Here is a 16,897-nt window from a genome sequence, read left to right as displayed (position 1 = left end):
CGTGAAAGGGAACAGGACGCGCGAAAGACCATTGTCCGGTATGGGTTAGGCCGGACGACTCATTCGCTCTGTTTCCGAGCGCCCGGCGGGGCGGGCCGAGCCCAGTGCGTCCCTCTCGAACCAGAACGTTGGTACGGAAGGGACTTCGCTGATGGCGAATAACGTGAACAACGCGGACAACACTGTGCTCGTGATCGGGGCCGGGCTCGGCGGGCTGTGTCTTGCGCAGGGCCTGCGCAAAGCCGGGATCCCGTGCGAGGTCTACGAACGCGATTCCGCGCTGGACGCGCGTCGGCAGGGTTATCGGCTGCACATCGATTCCCGCGGCGACCAGGCGTTGCGGGAAGCTCTGCCGTCGCACCTGCACGAGCTGTTCCTCGCTACCTCGGGCCAGCCGCGCAACGCCACCACGATCTACGACAGCCAGCTGACGCCACGCACCGAGTTCGTGCTGGACGACGGCGAGGTCCAGCGCAACGTCAACCGGTTCACCCTGCGGCAGATTCTGTTCGAGGGCCTCGACAACGTCCATTTCGGCAAGGAGTTCGTCCGGTACGAGAAGCACGAGAACGGCGTGATCGCGCACTTCGCCGACGGCACCCAGGCGCGCGGCGCGGTTCTCGTCGGCGCGGACGGGGTGAATTCGCCAGTGCGCCGCCAATATCTCCCGCACGCGCGGGTCGTCGACACCGGATTGCGCCAGCTGTACGCGAAGATCCCGCTCACCGAGGCGACCCGGGAACTGTTCGACCCGGAGATGTTCGCCGTGTTCAGCATCGTTTCCGGGCCGCACAAGCAGATGATCGGGTTCGCTCCGGTCGACTACCCGGAGCCGATCGCCGACGCCTGCGCGCGGCTCGCGCCGCAGGTCCGGCTCAGCCCGGACGAGCCGTACATGACCTGCGCTTTCGGTGCGCGCCAGGAAGTCTTCGGGCGGACGGACGACGAACTCCGCGCGCTGTCCGCGGACGAGATGCAGCAGCTCGTGCTCGACCGGGTCGCGGACTGGAACCCGCGCGTCCGCCGGATGGTCGAAAGCTGGCTTCCGGACTCGCCGTTCCTCGTTTCGATTCGGACCAGCGTGCCGATCGGGCCGTGGGAGCCGTCGCGGGTGTGTCTGGTCGGCGACGCGATCCACGCGATGAGCCCGGCCGCCGGGGCTGGCGCCAACACCGCGATGCGCGACGGTGCTGCGCTCGCTGCCGCGTTGAGCAGCGGTTCGGCGGATGCGATCGGGGAATACGAGGCGGAAATGCGCCGGTATGGCTTCGCCGCGGTCCGGGAATCCGCCGCGAACGGGGCGCAGCATCTGGGGCAGAACCCATTGTCGGAAATGTCTTCAGCGTCCTTTTCCTGACCGGGTGCGGGGGCAGAGTTCCTGCCCCCGCACTCATCCTCGCGCGCAGTCCGGAAGCTCAAGGGCGACGATGAAAAAGGACCCGCAGGTAAACGGCGGAAAACCGGCGGCGTCGGCAAGATCTCGTTCATTCAGAGTTCAACTACTGGCCACTCGCTGAGGGATCTGGAGACCCCGCCCGCGTAGGTACCGTCACTCCCGCAGGACACTCCGGACTGGAGAGCGGGCATGGACTTTTCTCTCATCGTCCTGGTGGTGATCGTCGCGGCGCTGGCCTTCGACTTCACCAACGGGTTCCACGACACGGCCAACGCGATGGCCACCTCGATCGCCACCGGTGCGCTGAAGCCCCGGGTCGCGGTCGCGATCTCGGCGGTGCTGAATCTCGTCGGCGCGTTCCTTTCGATCGAGGTCGCGAAAACCATTTCCGGCGGGATCGTCGACGACACCAAAGTCACGCCGGTGGTGATTTTCGCCGGATTGGTCGGGGCCATCGTCTGGAATCTCGTGACGTGGCTGGTCGGGCTGCCGTCGAGTTCGTCGCACGCGTTGTTCGGCGGGCTGATCGGGGCGACCTGGATCGCGTCCGGCGCGGACGCCGTGCACTTCGCGAAGGTCGTCGAAAAGGTGCTGATCCCGGCGATCGCGTCGCCGGTGGTGGCGGGAATCGTCGCGATCGTCGGCACTTTCCTCGTTTACCGGATCACCGCCAAGGCGCGGCAAGACGTGGTCGGCAAGGGGTTCAAGACCGGACAGGTGCTTTCGGCGAGCCTGGTGTCGCTCGCGCACGGCACCAACGACGCGCAGAAGACGATGGGCGTCATCACGCTCGCACTGATCGCGGGCGGTTCGCTCGCGCCGGGGTCGAACCCGCCGGTGTGGGTCATCCTCGCCTCCGGCGCGGCGATCGCGCTCGGCACCTACTTCGGCGGCTGGCGGATCATCCAGACTATGGGCAAGAAGCTCACCGAAATCCAGACGCCGCAAGGCTTTGCCGCCGAGACGAGTTCCGCGGCGGTCATCCTGGCCTCGTCGCACCTCGGCTTCGCGCTGTCGACCACGCACGTCACCTCGGGCGGCATCATCGGTTCCGGGCTCGGCCGGAAACTCGCCGAGGTCCGCTGGGGCGTCGCGGGCAAGATGGTGATCGCCTGGGCGCTCACGCTGCCCGCCGCCGCGATCGTCGGGGCCGTCGCCGCCGCGGTCTCCACCCGGGGCAGCTGGGGAACCGTCCTCGTCGGCGGCGTCGGAGTGCTGCTCGCGCTGGGCATCTGGCTCGCGTCGCGGCGCAACCCGGTCACGCCGGCCACCGTCAACAACGAGCCGGAGGCCGCCGAGGCCGCCCCGGTCGCGGCCTGAGGGAGCACGACATGGCGATCAACTGGGGTGCCCTGGGCATCGTTTTCGTGGTGGCGCTGGCCGCGGCGGTTGTGCTGACCGGGCTGTTCGCGTACGGGGTGCGCGGCCTCTCGGAGCGCGTGACGGCGCGGGCGCACGGCGGCAGTGGCACGGTTCAGCTGACCGGCGCGGTCGTGTGTTTCGCGGTTTGTGCCGCGGTGGTCGGGTATGGGATCTATCTGATCGTGGCTTAGGCGAGTGCCGCCTCGGCGCGGGTTCGCAGTTCTTCCGGAAGTTCGTCGAGCAGCGGCCGGACCGTCGCTCGGCGGGCTTCGTTCAGGTGGGCCAGGACGTCCAGCGCCGGGGCCCACAGCGACTCGTTTGCCGCGGCGGTGCGGACCAGTGCGGGCAGGCGATCCTCGCCGACCAGGCTGAGTACGTGGTCGATCCGGCTTCGGTCGTCCAGCACATACGCGGTGTGCAGGAGACCGGCGTCGTCCAGGAGGCCTACGCAGCGGCGGACCGTGTCGTCCGGCAGGTGGCCGACGAAGCGGCCCAGCGTGATCCAGTCTTCGCGGCGAGTCAGTTCCTCGGCGACCGCCACGACGGTTGTTACCGGGATCCGGGTGATGATGGCAGTGGCCCGCCGCGGGTCCAGTTCCGCCGCGACCGAGGCGAGGAACTTCGGCGACAGCCGTTTCGCGACGTCGACGCCGCGTGACACGTCGACCAGTCCGGCGATCCGCGCGCACAGCAGCGGGCCGAACACCTTCTCCGCGATCTTCGCGGTCACCCCGGCCGGCAGCAGCTTGCTCGCCAGCGCCATCCGCTCCAGCACGACGAGGTTCGCGTCGAACAGCGTGGTCGTCATCTGCTCGCGCAGCAGCCGCACCTCGCCCTGGTCGACGTCGGCGAGGTAGTCGAGCCGGGCGGGGTCGACGTCGAGGACCCGGGCGAGTTTGAGGATTTCCGGGTTCACAGGCCGACCGCTTTCCGCACCGCGCCGCGCAGCAGCGCGGGCACGTACTTCAGGCTTTCCTCACCCGCGCGGGCGAGCGCCTGCGCCTGCCGGTGCCGGGCGTCCCGCAAGGCCGCCGACAGATCCTGTTTGTGCTGCTCAGGCAGGGATTCGATGCCGTCCGGCAAGGGAGCGCCGAGCTGCTCGGCCAGGGTGCGTTCAGCCATGGTGACCCATCATGCCTCACGATCTCGACCTTGACTTTCGGCAGTGGTGACGAATCGGGCGGCCCTTGTAGCGTCAGCGGAATGAAGGAGGCGACGCGAGTCCGCTGGCGCGTGACGTTCGACGTGCTGCTCTGGGCCGCGTTGTGCGGGTTCGTCGTGCTCGACGGCCCGCTCGACCCGAACGTCTGGGAACTCGTCTACGGCCTGGTGTCGGTCACCCTGGCGATGGCCACCGCCCGCGTCTACCCGGCGTTCGCGCTGGCGGTGGCGATGGCGACGGCGCTCGTCATCGCGTTCGGCTGGGGCGGCCGGGTGGCGGTGTGGGAGTTCTTCCTGATCGTCGTGATCTCGTACCTGGCCGGGCTGCGGCTGGCCAGGGCACGCGTGGCGATGATCTGCTTCTTCGCCATCGCGGTGGCCGGGATCCCGCTGGCTTTCCTGCCGACGGCGGGCTTCGACGCGTGGGGCGCGGTGCTCGGCACGCTCGCGTTCGCCGGGGTCGCGCCGTGTCTGCTCGGCAGGCACGTGCGGCTGCGGCGCGAGCTCGCGCAGGACGGGTGGCGGCGCGCGGAGGAGATGGAGAGCAGGCACCGGCTGGTCGCGCAGGAAGCCCGGCTGCGGGAGCGGGCCCGGATCGCCAGCGACATGCACGATTCGCTCGGCCACGAGCTGAGCCTGATCGCGGTGCGCGCGGCGGCTCTGGAGGTCGACAGCGAGCTCGGCGAAGAGCAACGCGAGGCCGCCGGACAGCTTCGGGCGGGCGCGGCGACGGCGACGGAACGGCTGCGCGAGATCATCGGCGTGCTGCGCGAGGACGCCGCGCCGATCGAGCCGGTGCAGGGCGATCTGGGGGAGCTGATCGACCGCGCGCGGGCGTCCGGGATCGAGATCGGCGCGCGGATCGACAAGCTGGACGGCGCACCGCCGATGGTCGCGCGGGCGGTCTACCGCGTGGTGCAGGAAGGGCTCACGAACGCGGCGAAGTACGCGCCCGGCGCGGCCGTCACGGTGGTCGTCACCAGCAACAATGAGTCCACCGACGTCCGGCTCCGGAACGCGCCGCCGCCCGCCGGACCGTTGCCCGGCCGGTCCGGGCAACGGGGGTTGATCGGCCTGCAAGAGCGAGTGCGGCTGGTCGGCGGGAGCCTGACCGCGGGCCCGGCGGACGGCGGGTTCGAGGTGGCGGCCAGCCTGCCGCACGATTCGGCGCCCGCGCCGGAGCAGGACGACGGGATCGGACAGGCCGCGCGCGAGCTGGAACGCGCCCGTCGCGCCGTGCGGTCGAGTCTGGTGCAGGCGATCGTGGTGCCGCTGGCGCTGTTCGGAGTGGTCATCGGCGGGGCGGGCGTGACCTTCCTGGTGCAGTGGTCGTCGTCGGAGCTGCCGCCGGACTCGTACGCGCGGATCCAGATCGGCATGCCGCATGCGGCCGTCGAACCGCTGCTGCCCGCCCGCCAGCGCACGACGCTGCCGTCGATCAATGTGCCGCCGCAGCCTTATCGGAGCACCTGCGAGTACTACGGAGCCGGCCGGAGCTGGCTCAACTTCAACTATGCCGTCTATCGACTGTGCTTTGTGGACGATCGAGTGGCGAGCAAGGATCTTTACAGTGAGGACGAACCGTGATTCGCGTACTGCTGGCCGACGACGAAGCGATGATCCGCGCCGGCGTGGCCGCGATTCTGGCCTCGGACAAGGAAATCGAGGTGGTGGCCGAGGCCGCGGACGGCCGCGCGGCGGTCGAACTGGCGCGTGCGAACCGGCCGGACGTCGCGCTGCTCGACATTCGCATGCCCGGGCTCGACGGGCTGGCCGCGGCGGAGGAAATCCGCAAACTGCTGCCGGACACCGGCGTTCTCATGCTGACGACGTTCGGGGAGGACGAGTACATCGAACGCGCGCTCGGCCTCGGCGCGAGCGGATTCCTGCTCAAGGCGGGCGATCCGCGCGAACTGCTCGCCGGGGTGCACGCGGTGGCCGACGGCGCGGCGTTCCTTTCGCCGAAGGTCGCGCACCGGGTGATCACGCGCTTGTCCGGCAGCCGGTTCAGCAGGGCCGCGACCGCGCGCGAGCGGGTGAGCGTCTTGACGAACCGCGAGCGGGAGGTGCTGGTGCTGCTCGCCGAAGGACTGTCCAATGCGGACATCGCGGCGCGGATGTTCGTGGTGGAAGGCACGGTGAAGGCGCACGTGAGCACGATCCTGACCCGGTTGGACGTGCGGAACCGGGTGCAGGCCGCGATCACGGCTTTCGAGGCTGGACTGGTGTGAGCCTCGGCGGTTGCCAGCGGCTGATGCCGGCTCCGACGCGAGTGGTGACCGCTGCGGGCAGCAACCGGGTGAACGCCGCTCGCAGTGCGACCGCAGCCGGGTTGCGGAGAAGCGGCCCGCTGGCACCGGCCTGGATCGACGCCTTCGCGACCTTCTGCGTGCGCGGGCGGCGTTCCGCGTCATAACAGCGGAGCGCTTCGTCCACTGTGGACTTCTGGACGTGCGAGGCCAGCACCACCGCGTCCTCCAACGCCTGGCAGCCGCCTTGCCCGAGGAACGGCGGCATCGCGTGCGCGGCGTCCCCGAGCAGCGCGATACGGCCGCGGGTGTAGCTGGGCAGCGGCGTCGCGAGGTGATGCGTGTCGTGCAGCAAGATTTCCGGCGTGGCGTCGATGAGCTGCGGAATCGGGTCGTGCCAGCGGGCGTACTTCGCGCTCAGGTACGCGCGGATGTCGTCGTGCCGGATCCCGGCCGGGCGAGCTTCGGAAACCCACCAGTAGACCTCGTCGTCCAGCAACGGCAGGACGCCGATTTCGATTCCCGCCGCCCACGTCGTGCTCAAACTGGGTTTCAGCGGCAGCTTGGCGATCCCGCGGAACGCCGCGCCACCGCTGTACTCCACGCGTGCGGCCGGGAAGAGCGCCTGCCGGATCGGGCTGTTGATCCCGTCGGCCGCCACGACCAGTTCCGCCTCGATCGTGCCGGAATCGTGGTGCACCACGCCGTTCTGCTCGACGCTCGTCACCTCGACCCCGGTCTTGAGGCATTCGCCCGGCAACTCCGACCGCAGCGTTTCGATCAGATTCGCCCGGTGGATCGCGCCCAGCGGCAGCCCGTGACTGCGGACGAAGAGGTCCGCGTCCCAACTCGCCAGCCGACGTCCGCGCCAGTCGACTAACCCACCGCCGCGCTGCGCCGAGATCCGCGGCTCGACACCCAGTTCGGCCAGCGCCCGTTGCGCGTTGGGCCACAACGAGATTCCCGCGCCAATGGCGGTCAGCTCCGGTGCCCGTTCGAGCACCGTGACCTCCCAGCCGACCCGGCGCAATCCGATCGCCGCGGCCAGTCCGCCGATGCCGCCCCCGACCACGACCGCGCGTTGCGAAGCCATGCCGACCTCCTCTACGTCTGTAGAGGACTCTACACCTGTAGTGTGCCGAGGGTGGAACGGACAGCTGTGATCGGCGACGCAGCCATCGAGGTCATCGCGGCCGAGGGCATGCGCGGGCTGACGCACCGCGCCGTCGATCGGGCGGCCGGGCTGCCCGCGGGTTCGACGTCGTACTACGCGCGCACCCGCGTCGCGTTGCTGGAGCTGGCCGCGGACCGGATGGTCGCGCTGGACCAGGCCGAAATCGTCCCGCCGGAAGGGAAACTCGCGGAGTTCCTGGGCGCGACGGTCCACCGCTCGATCACCGCCGGGCGCACCAGAATGCTTGCGCGCTACGAATTCGCGCTCGAATCGACCCGGCGGCCGGAGCTGCGCGCTCGATACGACGCCGGCGGGCTGGAACTGCGCCGCCGGTGCGCGGAAGTGCTTGCCGCGGCGGGTTCTCCGACTCCCGAGGACCACACTCGCGTGCTCATCGGGTGGCTCGACGGATCGATCTTCGACGCGCTGGCAGGCACGGGCTCCGTCCACCCGCCGACCGAAGCCGACCTGGTTGCCGGAGCCCGTGCCGTGCTCGCCGGATTGGGGCTGCCGTACGCCTGATCAGGCGTCGCGGCGGTTCAGCAGCGCGGTTCCCGCGGCGATCCCGGCGGTCGCCCAGGCGAGACAGACCAGCACGCCGACCCAAGGTCCGTACGGCGGCAGGCTGCCCAGCAACGGGTTCGGGTCGCCTGGCGGCACCATCGCGTTCATGCCCGCGAAGGCCGGGAAGTAGTTCATCGCCGGAGGGAACACGTACGACGACATCAGCATCGGCAACGGCAGCAGCAGCACGATCACCACCACCAACGTGCCCGCCGCACTGCGCAGCACGAACGAAATCCCCAGGCACAGCACGCCGAGCAGCGCGAAATACGCGCCCATGCCCAGCGCGGTGACCGCCCCTTGCGACAGCGACGTGGAACCCCCAGCCCCACGCATCAGCACCGAGGCGACCCCCATGCCCAGCACGGCGACGACCACGCCGTAGACGAACAGCACCGGCACCAGCACCGCGGCCTTGGCGGCGGTGACCCTCGCCCGCACCGGAACCCATTGCAGCGTCGAGCGAATCGACCCGCTGGTGTACTCGCTGGTCACGAACAGCGTCGCGACCGCGAGCACGCAGAACTCGACCAGGTAGATCGCACCGCTGTTGACGATCCCGTGCGCGGTCTGCTGCCGTTCGCCGCCCGCGTGCTGGGAGATCCCGGTGACGACGGAATAGAACGCCATCAGCAGCACTCCGCCGATCAGCGACCACCACGTCGCGCGCACCGACCAGAACTTGGTCCACTCCGCCGAAATCGCCAGCTTCGTCATGCCGTAACCCCGTATTCCACCGATCCGGCGGTCAGTTCCATGTACGCCTGCTCGAGCGAAGCGGTCCGCTCGGCAAGTCCGTGCAACCGGACGCCCAGTTCGTAAGCCACATCCCCGATCTCGGCCGCGGACGCCTCGTCGACGAGCAGTTCGCTGTCCTCCCCGGGCAGCACCGACCGGCCGTTCCCCCGAAGCCAGTCCGCGAGTTTCGCGCGCTCCGCCGGATCCGGCACGAGGACCGCGACCGACCGGCTCGAGTTGCCCGCGATGAAGTCGCCGATCGCCGCGTCGGCGAGGATCGCCCCCTTGCCGATGACCAGCAGCCGGTCCGCGGTCAGCTGCATCTCGCTCATCAGATGGCTGGACACGAACACCGTGCGTCCTTCGGCGGCGAGCGAACGCATCAGCTGCCGCACCCAGCGGACGCCGTCCGGGTCGAGACCGTTGACCGGCTCGTCGAACATCAGCACGCCGGGGTCGCCGAGCAGCGCGCCGGCGATGCCGAGCCGCTGGCTCATGCCGAGCGAGAACGTCCCGGCGCGTTTGCCCGCGACGTCGCTCAGCCCGACCGTCGCGAGCACTTCCTCGACGCGGCTCGCGGCGATTCCGTTGCTGCGCGCCATCGCGAGCAGGTGCTTGCCCGCGCTGCGGCCGGGATGCATGGCTTTCGCATCCAGCAGCGCACCGACTTCCCGCAGCGGAAACCGTAGCTCTGCATACGGTTTGCCGCGGATCAGCGCGTCGCCGGAGTCCGGCCGGTCGAGCCCGACGGTCATCCGCATGGTGGTGGACTTGCCCGCGCCGTTCGGGCCGAGGAACCCGGTCACCGTGCCCGGCTCGATGACCGAGGTGAGGCCGTTGACCACGGTCTTCTGGCCGTAGCGCTTCGTCAATCCGCGAAACGTGATCATAGGGCGAAGTCTGCGCCCGGGCGGGGTGCGCGGACATCAGCCGACCGTCCCGGACCGACCCCGACTTTCGGCAGGGGGTCAGCGCGACCTGCGGGTGGTGTGCCGGGTCGGGGTGGCGGTCGCGGGGTCCTCCGGCCACGGATGTTTCGGATAGCGGCCGCGAAGGTCCGCGCGGACGGCGGCGTATCCGGTGCGCCAGAAGGATTCGAGATCGGCGGTGACCGCGGCCGGGCGGCCGGCGGGCGAAAGCAGGTGCAGCACCACCGGGACGCGGCCGTCGGCGAGCGACGGCGTCTCGGTCCAGCCGAACGTCTCCTGCAGCTTCACCGCGAGCACCGGCTGGTCGCCGTGGTAGTCCACGCGGTAGTGCGAACCGGACGGGACTTCGAGCCGATCCGGCGCGAGTTCGTCGAGCCGCGCGGCTTCGGGCCAGGGGAGCAGGCCGCGCAAGGCAGTTCCGGCGTCGACGTTCGCCAGGTCGGCTCGGCGGCGGACTCTCGACAGGTCCAGCCAAGTGTCTACTTCGGACAGCAGCGCCTCGTCGTCCACTGAGGGCCACGGATCGCCGAGTACCCGGTGCAGGAAGGCGAGGCGTTCGCGGAGGCGGGTGCCGTCTTGGCTCCAGCGCAGCAAACCGAGGCCTTCGGTGCGGAGCCCGGTGACGACTGCGTCGTGGACTAGCTGCGGATCTGGGTTGCGTAGCGGCTTTTCCGACAGAACGATCGCACCCAGCCGACGGACGTGCCGGGCGACGACATCGCCGTCCCAATGCACTTCGTCCACTTCGGACACCAGGGTCGGCGCGGCTCGGGTCGCCAGTGCTTCGTCGGCGGTCGCGGCGAGGCGGATGGTGCCGTGCACGCGGCCCGGGTCGCGGGTGGCTTCGGCGACGGCCAGCCATTCGGCGTCGCCCAAGCCGCTGCCGCTCGGCAGTTCCGCCGCGGTGCCGCTGGCCATCAGATACACCGGGGCCGATCCCGCGCGCCGCCGCGCCAAGCGTTCCGGATGGGCGAGGGCGACGACCAACGCGGCGTCCGGGTCTGCTTTGGCCGGGGAACTGACCAGTGCGGCCAACCGTTTCGCGTCCCGCTGCCATCGGCGCGCCGCGTCGTCGTGTGCGGAACGGAGCCGGCGCAGTTCGGCCTCGACATCGGTCAGCGTCGCTCCGGTATCGAGCAGCGCGACCACTTCCGCGGCGGCCCGGGCTCCGACTGTCTCGGCGCCGTCCAGCAACGCGCGCGCCAGCCGGGGATGCAGACCGAGGTCGGCCATCTTCTGCCCGCGCGGCGTGACAGCGCCTTCCGAGGTGGTCGCGCCGAGCGTGACGAGCAGGCTTCGCGCGGCGGCGAGCGCACCTTCGCCGGGCGGATCCCACCAAGCGAGGCCGGTTCCGTCCGGAGTGGACCAGCAGGCGAGTTCCAACGCGAACCGCGCCAGTTCGGCGGTACGGATCTCCGGCTCCGGATACGCGGGCAGCGTCGCTTGCTCGTGCTCCGGCCAGCAGCGGTACGCGCGGCCAGGCGCTTCGCGGCCCGCACGACCTGCGCGTTGTTCCGCCACCGCTGCTGAAACCCGCACCGTGGCGAGCCCGGCGAGACCACGTCGATGGTCCACGCGAGGAACGCGTGCGAGACCCGAGTCCACGACCGCGCGGACGCCGGGAACGGTCAGGCTCGACTCGGCGACGGCGGTCGCGAGAACTACCCGTCGCCGGTCGCGTGGCCGCAATGCTTCGTCTTGCCGGGCAGCGGAAAGCCGCCCGTGCAGCGGCAGCACGTCCGCGTCCAGCGAGTTCAGCAACGCTGACGTACGCGCGATTTCCCCGGCACCCGGGAGGAACGCGAGTACATCGCCGTCTCCTTCGGTGAGGGCCTTCCGGACCGCCGAAGCGACTGCGGCTTCCGGGCGTTCACCGCGCGCCGGAGCGCGGTAGCTCAGCTCGACCGGATACGTGCGCGCGTGCGCGGTGATCACCGGGGCGTCGCCGAGCAGTTCGGCCAGCCGTCCGGACGCGACCGTCGCCGAGGTCGCGAGCAGCCGCAGGTCGTCGCGCAATCCGGCACGGACGTCGAGGAGCAAGGCGAGCAGCAGATCGGCGTCGAGATGGCGTTCGTGGCATTCGTCCAGCAGGACCGTCGACACCCCGGCCAGCTCGGGATCGTGCTGCACCCGCCGCACCAGCAGCCCCGACGTGACCACCTCGATTCGCGTGCGCGACGACACCTTCCGGTCGCCGCGCACGGCGTACCCGACCGTCTCGCCGACCGGTTCGCCCAGCAGCGCGGCCATCCGCCCGGCCGCGGCCCGGGCAGCCAGCCGACGCGGTTCGGCGACCACGACGCGTCCTTCGCCCCGGTTCAGCGCGAGCGGCACGAGCGTGGTCTTGCCGGTGCCGGGCGGCGCGACGAGCACCGCGGCACCGTGGTCGTCGAGCGCGTTCAGCACGGACGGCAGCACCGCGCGGACGGGCAGGTCCGGCAGCGAGGCTAGGTCGGTCACTGCTCGGTGATCTCCGGTGGATTCGGCAACGGGTAGTTCGACGGCCCGATGTTCGTCTCCAGCGACTTCCGCCAGGCCCCGGTCGACACCATCTTCCGGATGGCGTCGTCGACCGCGTGCTGGCCCTCGGTGTCGCCCTTGCGCAGGCCGATGCCGTACCGCTCAGTGGAGAACGGACGGCCGACCACCTTCAGCAGCTCCGGGTTCTGCGCGGCGTACCCGGCGAGGATCACCGCGTCCGTGGTGACCGCGTCGACCTGGTTCGCCAGCAGCGCGGTCACGCAGTCCGGATAACGCGGGTACTCGACCAGCTTCACCATCTGCGCGAACTTGTCCTTCACCGTCTGCGCGGGAGTCGAGCCGGTGACCGAGCAGAGCCGCTTGCCGTTGAGGCTTTCCGGGCCGGTGATGTCCGGCGAGGTGAGCCGTACCAGCAGGTCCTGGCCGGTGACGAAGTACGGGCCGGCGAAGCCCACCTGCTGTTTCCGCTTGTCGGTGATCGAATAGGTGGCCACGACCAGGTCGACCGCGCCCGAGGTGAGGTCCGTTTCGCGGCGCGCCGGGGTGGTCTCGTGCCAGGTGATGTGGTCCGGTTCGACCCCCAGTTCGCGTGCGACGAAAGTAGCGACATCGACGTCGAAACCGGCGAGCCTCCCGTCGACGGTCCGCTGCGAAAGCCCGGGCGCGTCGAACCGGATTCCGATGGTCAGGTGGTTGCCGTCACGCGCCCGGGTGGGAAGCGGATCGTCCTTCGATACCTCCGACGACCCGCACGAGACGCAGCTGACCAGCAGAAACACGGCGGCGAGCGCTGCGCGTAACCGCATCGGTGCCTCCGCTTCGCCGGTTGGCTGCTCACATGGTTCTCAGGTCAGACGGCTAGCCTAAGCGCGTGCGCCGACTGCCCCAACCTGTACTCGACACCATCGGCACCCTCGCCCGGCTCGGGCTGGCTGCCGTGTGGCTCGTGTCCGGCGGCCTGAAGATCGCCGATCCGGGGCAGACGTACATCGCCGTGCAGGCCTACGACGTGCTCCCGCACGCGCTGGTGCGCCCGGTCGCCACCGGGCTGCCGCTGCTGGAACTGGTGCTCGGGCTGCTGCTGCTCGCCGGGCTGGCCACGCGCTGGGTCGCGGGAGCGTCGCTGCTGCTGCTGGCCGTGCTCGTCGCGGGCATCGCGCAGTCGTGGGCGCGCGGGCTGAGCATCGACTGCGGCTGCTTCGGCGGCGGCGGGCGCGTGGACGCCGGGCAGACCGAATACCCGCAGGAGATCCTCCGCGACACCGGTTTCGCCCTGCTCGCGGTGTGGCTGCTCGTCCGGCCGCGCACGTGGCTTTCGGTCGACGGCTGGCTCGGCTGGGGCAAAGGCAGGAACGCCGGGAACTCGGGCGAGGCCTCGGACGACTACCCCAAGGGCATCGCGGAAGGGAATTAGGAACAGTGGGTGGAGCTGCGCGCAACGCGCGGAAAAGCCGTCAGCAGGCGGCGGCCGCGAGGTCGGTCGCCCAGGCGCGGGGCTCGAAGAGCGACCGGAACAAGATCATCGCGATCGCCGTGGCCGTCGTGGTGGTCGCCGCGCTCGTGATCGGCGGCGTGCTCTGGATCAACTCGAGCAAGAACGCGACGCAGGACAGCGCGATCCAGCCAGGCACGACCTCGGCGCTCGGACCGGGCGTGGTCGAGAAGCGCGACGGGGCCGTCGTGACGGTCGGCAAGCCGGGCGCGCCGAAGACCATGGACCTCTACGCGGACTTCCTGTGCCCGTACTGCGCGAAGCTGCAGCAGGACTTCGGGCCGCGGATGGAGAAGGCGATCAACGACGGCCAGCTCGCCGTGCGCTACCACATGGTGATCCTGCTCAACAAGAACTCGGACCCGCCGGGCTACTCGCTCGACTCGGCGAACGCCGCGCTCGCCGCCGCCGACCAGCAGAAGTTCACCGCCTTCCACGACGCGCTGTTCAAGAACCAGCCGCAGGAAGGCGGGCGCGGGTACGACAAGGCCCAGCTGATCAAGCTCGGCCAGGACCTCGGGATCAGCGACCCGAAGTTCGCTCAGGCGGTCAATTCCGGCGCCTACGACCAGCAGCTGCAGGCGGCGTTCCAGCAGATCCAGAACGACCCGAAACTGCAGCAGGACTTCGGCAACGGCCAGATCGGCTTCGGCACGCCGACCGTCGCGGTCGACGGCAAGGCCGTTCCGGCGCAGGGCGACTGGCTGACGAAGATTCTCAACGGCTGACCTGATCCGGTCAATTCGCCTGTCCGGGCACAACTCGTCCGCTAACCTGGGCCGCAGGGTTCAGGGGAGGGGCGGGTTGTGTCCGGTTTTCATGTCGACGACGGCGCGTACGAGAACTACGCGAAGCAGGTCGACCCACTCGGCGACGAGGTGCGTTCCGCGGCGAAAGCGCACATCGGTCCGCACGTGACGCTGTCCGGCGACGGGTTCTCCGCGATCGGGGACGAGTCCGGGTTCGCCGGCGCGTACGGCGCGCGGATGCGGGCATTGCAGGAACGGATGCACGCGCTCGGCGGCGGCTGGCACAACGTCGGCGAGGCCGCTCGGCGCACGCAGGGCAACTACGCCGCGGTCGAGCAGGAACACGGCGACGCGATGCGCAGGCTTTCGTGAACGCTCCCGTCGATCATCTGGTCCGCAACGGGCTGGACACCACGAATCAGTTCGCCGCGAAGCTGAAGCACGACCCGTCGGCGATCCACGGCGCGCGCGACGGGCACGTCGCGCTTCAGACGTCCGTCGGCCAGGCCAATCAGCACGCCGGCGCGCAGCGGGTGAATCTGGCGCACGCCAGTTCCGGGGCCACCTCGGAGCGCGCGGTCCAGACGTCGAAGGATCTGGAGAAGGAAGTCCAGGACCTTCTCGACGAGAGCGCGGAAATCGAGCGGGCGGTCGCGGAGGCGGCGGAGACGCTGCACGTCGGCGAGATCCGCAACGACCAGGTGCGGGACCAGATCCTGCGGGAGATCGCGTCTTCGATGAAGGCGCTGGCGGCGGTCAACGGGATTCAGCCGCCGGAGAGCCGGGCGGCCGCGGCTCGGCAGATTCTCCTGCAGCTGCAGACGAAAATCGGCCAGCTGACCGGGCAGGCGGCCACGTTCACCGAGGAGACGCTCGGAAAGCTGACCGGACTGGGGCAGCGGCTCGGCGGTTCGGAGTCGACGTCCGCGAGCAGCGCGACGACGTCGGTGCCGCAGGCGTTCAACAACAACGGCGCGCACGTCAGCCACGGTGGTGGAGGCGGCGGCGACAGCGGCGGCGGTGGAGGCGGCGGCGGGTATGCCGGGAAGCCGCGGTTGCCGGTGGCGGTTCCGCCGCAGCCGGGCAGCGGGGTCGGGATCAACCTGCCGGGCGGGAAAACCGTGATGGCACCGAACGAAACCGCGGCCAAAGCCGTGCGGGCGGCGTTGTCTCAGCTGGGCGTGCCGTATGTGTGGGGCGGGACCGCGCGCGGGCAAGGGCTCGACTGCAGCGGGTTGACCATGACGTCCTATCAGGACGCTGGGTTGCAGTTGCCGCGGACGGCGAAGCAGCAGACTGTCGGGGCCGAGGTGCCTTCTATTGACCAGTTGCTGCCCGGGGATTTGGTGGTGTGGTCCGGGCACGTCGCGATGGTGATCGGCGACGGGCAGATGGTCGAGGCCGGGGATCCGGTGCAGATCAGCAAGATCCGGACGACCAACGCCGGGCAGCAGTTCATCGGGTTTTACCGGCCGACGGGGTGAGTGGTGGCTGAATTCGACATGGATCGCGCGGTGGCGCGGGTGATGGAGGAGGCTTCCCGGACCGGGGAGGCGGCCGCGGCTCGGTTCGAGCGGGCTGGGCCGGTGGTCGGGAAGGCTGCTGCCGGCGGGGTTTCCGTCGAGGTCGCGCCTGGTGGGTTGCTGACTGGGCTGACGGTTTCCCGTGCTGCGTTGCGGGGTGGGTCGGAGGCTGTCGCCGCGCAGATTCTGGAGTTGTCGCGGCGGGCTGAGCGGCGGGCCGGGGATCGGATGTATCAGGTGCTGTCGCCGGTTTTGGGGGCGGATGCTGTGGCTGCGTTGGGGTATACGGCGTTGGCTGAGGATGATCCCGATTTTTATGACGAAGAGCCGGTGGTGTTGTGAACACTCGGGAGCTAATCGACCTGGCTCGGTCTCGTGAGGCTGCTTTGGGGCAGGTCGCTTCGTTGATGGGGGAGGCTCGGGGGTCGGCTCATGCGTTGGATGGGTCGGTTGAGGTGACTGTGGATGCGTTGGGGGCGTTGAAGCGGTTGTGGCTTGCGCCTTCGTTGGCGTCGGCGGATCCTTCTCGGGTTTCGGCGTTGGTGCTTGAGGTTGTGCGGGTTGCGATGGCTGAGGCTGAGCAGGATTGCTACAACCGGGTGGGGTTGTTGTTGGGGGAGGAGGCTGGGTTGCTTGTCGAGGCGTTGTCCGGGAGGGCGGCTCCGGCTCGGTCTTCGGATGACGATCCTGGGATGACGGTGGAGGAGTTTCAGCGGTTGAGGGCGGAGAGGGTTGGGGAGAGGCGGTTTCCTGCTCCTGCTCCTGCTCCTGCCGCTGCTTCTGCTTCCGCTGCTGCTGAGTCTGGTGAGGATGAGTGGGAGGACTTTGATCCGGCTTCGTTGCGGTCGGATCGGTGAGTGGTTGCGGCTTCGGTATTTGGTGAGTTGCGACGCTGTGGGCTTCTGCTTCTGACGGGTAGGTCCGTTTAGTGGCGGGGCTGACGCCCCCTTCGGGGGTGGTGGTTGCGTGGGGCACCCCGAAGTTTGATTGTCACTACGGCGCGGGGGTGCTTGTCAAGGCGGGAAAGATGCCTTGACAAGCACCCCCGCGCCGTGTTTTTGGCTTCGTATCGGGGTTGG

General features: G+C 69.6%; 19 protein-coding genes. 12 read left to right on the top strand and 7 right to left on the bottom strand.

Features of this window, described 5'->3' with window-relative positions; translation table 11 throughout:
• The first annotated feature begins 151 nt into the window (after positions 1–151).
• From PUT80_RS41805 to PUT80_RS41795, 3 genes are all read left to right on the top strand, one after another.
• On the top strand, positions 152–1,357 hold the full coding sequence (locus tag PUT80_RS41805) for an NAD(P)/FAD-dependent oxidoreductase (protein WP_275295465.1): 1,206 nt from the start codon (positions 152–154) through the stop codon (positions 1,355–1,357).
• 228 nt (positions 1,358–1,585) lie between these two features.
• Positions 1,586–2,716, top strand: a complete 1,131-nt coding sequence (locus tag PUT80_RS41800; RefSeq protein ID WP_134663391.1) for an inorganic phosphate transporter — start codon at positions 1,586–1,588, stop codon at positions 2,714–2,716.
• Positions 2,717–2,727: 11 nt separating this feature from the next.
• Entirely contained in the window at positions 2,728–2,949 is a 222-nt protein-coding gene (locus PUT80_RS41795; RefSeq protein WP_043832343.1) for a hypothetical protein, read from the top strand.
• Here PUT80_RS41795 and PUT80_RS41790 read toward each other — a convergent pair.
• Together PUT80_RS41790 and PUT80_RS41785 are read right to left on the bottom strand one after the other, a co-directional pair.
• A complete protein-coding gene (locus tag PUT80_RS41790; protein ID WP_275295464.1) occupies positions 2,946–3,674 on the bottom strand; it encodes a hypothetical protein in 729 nt (242 codons plus the stop codon). The genes PUT80_RS41795 and PUT80_RS41790 overlap by 4 nt on opposite strands.
• Positions 3,671–3,880 carry a hypothetical protein gene (locus tag PUT80_RS41785; RefSeq protein ID WP_037818312.1) on the bottom strand — a complete coding sequence of 70 codons (210 nt, stop codon included), beginning with the start codon at positions 3,878–3,880 and terminating at the stop codon, positions 3,671–3,673. The genes PUT80_RS41790 and PUT80_RS41785 overlap by 4 nt, the downstream gene beginning before the upstream one ends.
• Before the next feature lie 81 nt (positions 3,881–3,961).
• Here PUT80_RS41785 and PUT80_RS41780 point away from each other — a divergent pair, with 81 nt between their 5' ends.
• Positions 3,962–5,506: a histidine kinase gene (locus PUT80_RS41780; RefSeq protein ID WP_275295463.1), complete on the top strand. Its 1,545-nt coding sequence runs from the start codon at positions 3,962–3,964 to the stop codon at positions 5,504–5,506.
• Positions 5,503–6,150 carry a response regulator transcription factor gene (locus PUT80_RS41775; RefSeq protein WP_037818314.1) on the top strand — a complete coding sequence of 216 codons (648 nt, stop codon included), beginning with the start codon at positions 5,503–5,505 and terminating at the stop codon, positions 6,148–6,150. Before PUT80_RS41780 ends, PUT80_RS41775 begins: the two co-directional genes overlap by 4 nt.
• On the opposite strand, the gene PUT80_RS41770 is transcribed toward PUT80_RS41775, so the two are convergent.
• Entirely contained in the window at positions 6,122–7,261 is a 1,140-nt protein-coding gene (locus tag PUT80_RS41770) for an FAD-dependent monooxygenase (protein WP_275295462.1), read from the bottom strand. The genes PUT80_RS41775 and PUT80_RS41770 overlap by 29 nt on opposite strands.
• A 108-nt stretch (positions 7,262–7,369) precedes the next feature.
• Here PUT80_RS41770 and PUT80_RS41765 point away from each other — a divergent pair, with 108 nt between their 5' ends.
• Entirely contained in the window at positions 7,370–7,864 is a 495-nt protein-coding gene (locus PUT80_RS41765; RefSeq protein WP_343076918.1) for a TetR/AcrR family transcriptional regulator, read from the top strand.
• On the opposite strand, the gene PUT80_RS41760 is transcribed toward PUT80_RS41765, so the two are convergent.
• The 4 genes from PUT80_RS41760 to PUT80_RS41745 form a co-directional block, all read right to left on the bottom strand.
• Complete coding sequence (locus PUT80_RS41760) at positions 7,865–8,623, bottom strand: ABC transporter permease (RefSeq protein WP_275295460.1); 759 nt, start codon at positions 8,621–8,623, stop codon at positions 7,865–7,867. It abuts the gene before it with no gap.
• Entirely contained in the window at positions 8,620–9,534 is a 915-nt protein-coding gene (locus PUT80_RS41755) for an ATP-binding cassette domain-containing protein (RefSeq protein WP_275295459.1), read from the bottom strand. Before PUT80_RS41755 ends, PUT80_RS41760 begins: the two co-directional genes overlap by 4 nt.
• A 78-nt stretch (positions 9,535–9,612) precedes the next feature.
• Complete coding sequence (hrpB, locus tag PUT80_RS41750) at positions 9,613–12,033, bottom strand: ATP-dependent helicase HrpB (protein ID WP_275295458.1); 2,421 nt, start codon at positions 12,031–12,033, stop codon at positions 9,613–9,615.
• On the bottom strand, positions 12,030–12,860 hold the full coding sequence (locus tag PUT80_RS41745) for a glutamate ABC transporter substrate-binding protein (protein ID WP_275295457.1): 831 nt from the start codon (positions 12,858–12,860) through the stop codon (positions 12,030–12,032). Before PUT80_RS41745 ends, hrpB begins: the two co-directional genes overlap by 4 nt.
• Positions 12,861–12,958: 98 nt before the next feature.
• On the opposite strand from PUT80_RS41745, the gene PUT80_RS41740 reads away from it, so the two are divergent.
• The 6 genes from PUT80_RS41740 to PUT80_RS41715 all read left to right on the top strand — a co-directional run bounded on the left by PUT80_RS41740 (position 12,959) and on the right by PUT80_RS41715 (position 16,675).
• The gene (locus PUT80_RS41740) at positions 12,959–13,468 is read left to right on the top strand and encodes a MauE/DoxX family redox-associated membrane protein (RefSeq protein WP_037818418.1); all 510 of its coding nucleotides are present in this window, start codon (positions 12,959–12,961) and stop codon (positions 13,466–13,468) included.
• A 5-nt stretch (positions 13,469–13,473) separates the two neighbouring features.
• Entirely contained in the window at positions 13,474–14,274 is an 801-nt protein-coding gene (locus PUT80_RS41735; RefSeq protein ID WP_275295456.1) for a thioredoxin domain-containing protein, read from the top strand.
• A gap of 78 nt (positions 14,275–14,352) precedes the next feature.
• Positions 14,353–14,667, top strand: a complete 315-nt coding sequence (locus tag PUT80_RS41730; RefSeq protein WP_037818322.1) for a hypothetical protein — start codon at positions 14,353–14,355, stop codon at positions 14,665–14,667.
• Entirely contained in the window at positions 14,664–15,779 is a 1,116-nt protein-coding gene (locus PUT80_RS41725; protein ID WP_043832359.1) for a C40 family peptidase, read from the top strand. The genes PUT80_RS41730 and PUT80_RS41725 overlap by 4 nt, the downstream gene beginning before the upstream one ends.
• Positions 15,780–16,160, top strand: a complete 381-nt coding sequence (locus tag PUT80_RS41720) for a YbaB/EbfC family DNA-binding protein (protein WP_275295455.1) — start codon at positions 15,780–15,782, stop codon at positions 16,158–16,160. It abuts the gene before it with no gap.
• Positions 16,157–16,675, top strand: a complete 519-nt coding sequence (locus PUT80_RS41715) for a YbaB/EbfC family nucleoid-associated protein (RefSeq protein WP_275295454.1) — start codon at positions 16,157–16,159, stop codon at positions 16,673–16,675. The genes PUT80_RS41720 and PUT80_RS41715 overlap by 4 nt, the downstream gene beginning before the upstream one ends.
• Positions 16,676–16,897: the final 222 nt, after the last annotated feature.

Origin of the sequence: Amycolatopsis sp. La24 (assembly GCF_029087445.1) — a bacterium.
GTDB classification, from domain to species: domain Bacteria; phylum Actinomycetota; class Actinomycetes; order Mycobacteriales; family Pseudonocardiaceae; genus Amycolatopsis; species Amycolatopsis nivea.
The sequence above is the reverse complement of the archived record's forward strand: the minus strand, read 5'-3'. Positions and strand labels throughout refer to the sequence as shown.

What these genes read in the sequence shown, in the direction of transcription:
- PUT80_RS41745 (WP_275295457.1), bottom strand. Translation starts at nt 12,860, where the DNA reads ATGCGGTTACGCGCAGCGCTCGCCGCCGTGTTTCTGCTGGTCAGCTGC.
- PUT80_RS41765 (WP_343076918.1), top strand. Translation starts at nt 7,370, where the DNA reads ATGCGCGGGCTGACGCACCGCGCCGTCGATCGGGCGGCCGGGCTGCCC.
- PUT80_RS41770 (WP_275295462.1), bottom strand. Translation starts at nt 7,261, where the DNA reads ATGGCTTCGCAACGCGCGGTCGTGGTCGGGGGCGGCATCGGCGGACTG.
- PUT80_RS41785 (WP_037818312.1), bottom strand. Translation starts at nt 3,880, where the DNA reads ATGGCTGAACGCACCCTGGCCGAGCAGCTCGGCGCTCCCTTGCCGGAC.
- PUT80_RS41755 (WP_275295459.1), bottom strand. Translation starts at nt 9,534, where the DNA reads ATGATCACGTTTCGCGGATTGACGAAGCGCTACGGCCAGAAGACCGTG.
- PUT80_RS41760 (WP_275295460.1), bottom strand. Translation starts at nt 8,623, where the DNA reads ATGACGAAGCTGGCGATTTCGGCGGAGTGGACCAAGTTCTGGTCGGTG.
- PUT80_RS41795 (WP_043832343.1), top strand. Translation starts at nt 2,728, where the DNA reads ATGGCGATCAACTGGGGTGCCCTGGGCATCGTTTTCGTGGTGGCGCTG.
- PUT80_RS41800 (WP_134663391.1), top strand. Translation starts at nt 1,586, where the DNA reads ATGGACTTTTCTCTCATCGTCCTGGTGGTGATCGTCGCGGCGCTGGCC.
- PUT80_RS41780 (WP_275295463.1), top strand. Translation starts at nt 3,962, where the DNA reads ATGAAGGAGGCGACGCGAGTCCGCTGGCGCGTGACGTTCGACGTGCTG.
- PUT80_RS41805 (WP_275295465.1), top strand. Translation starts at nt 152, where the DNA reads ATGGCGAATAACGTGAACAACGCGGACAACACTGTGCTCGTGATCGGG.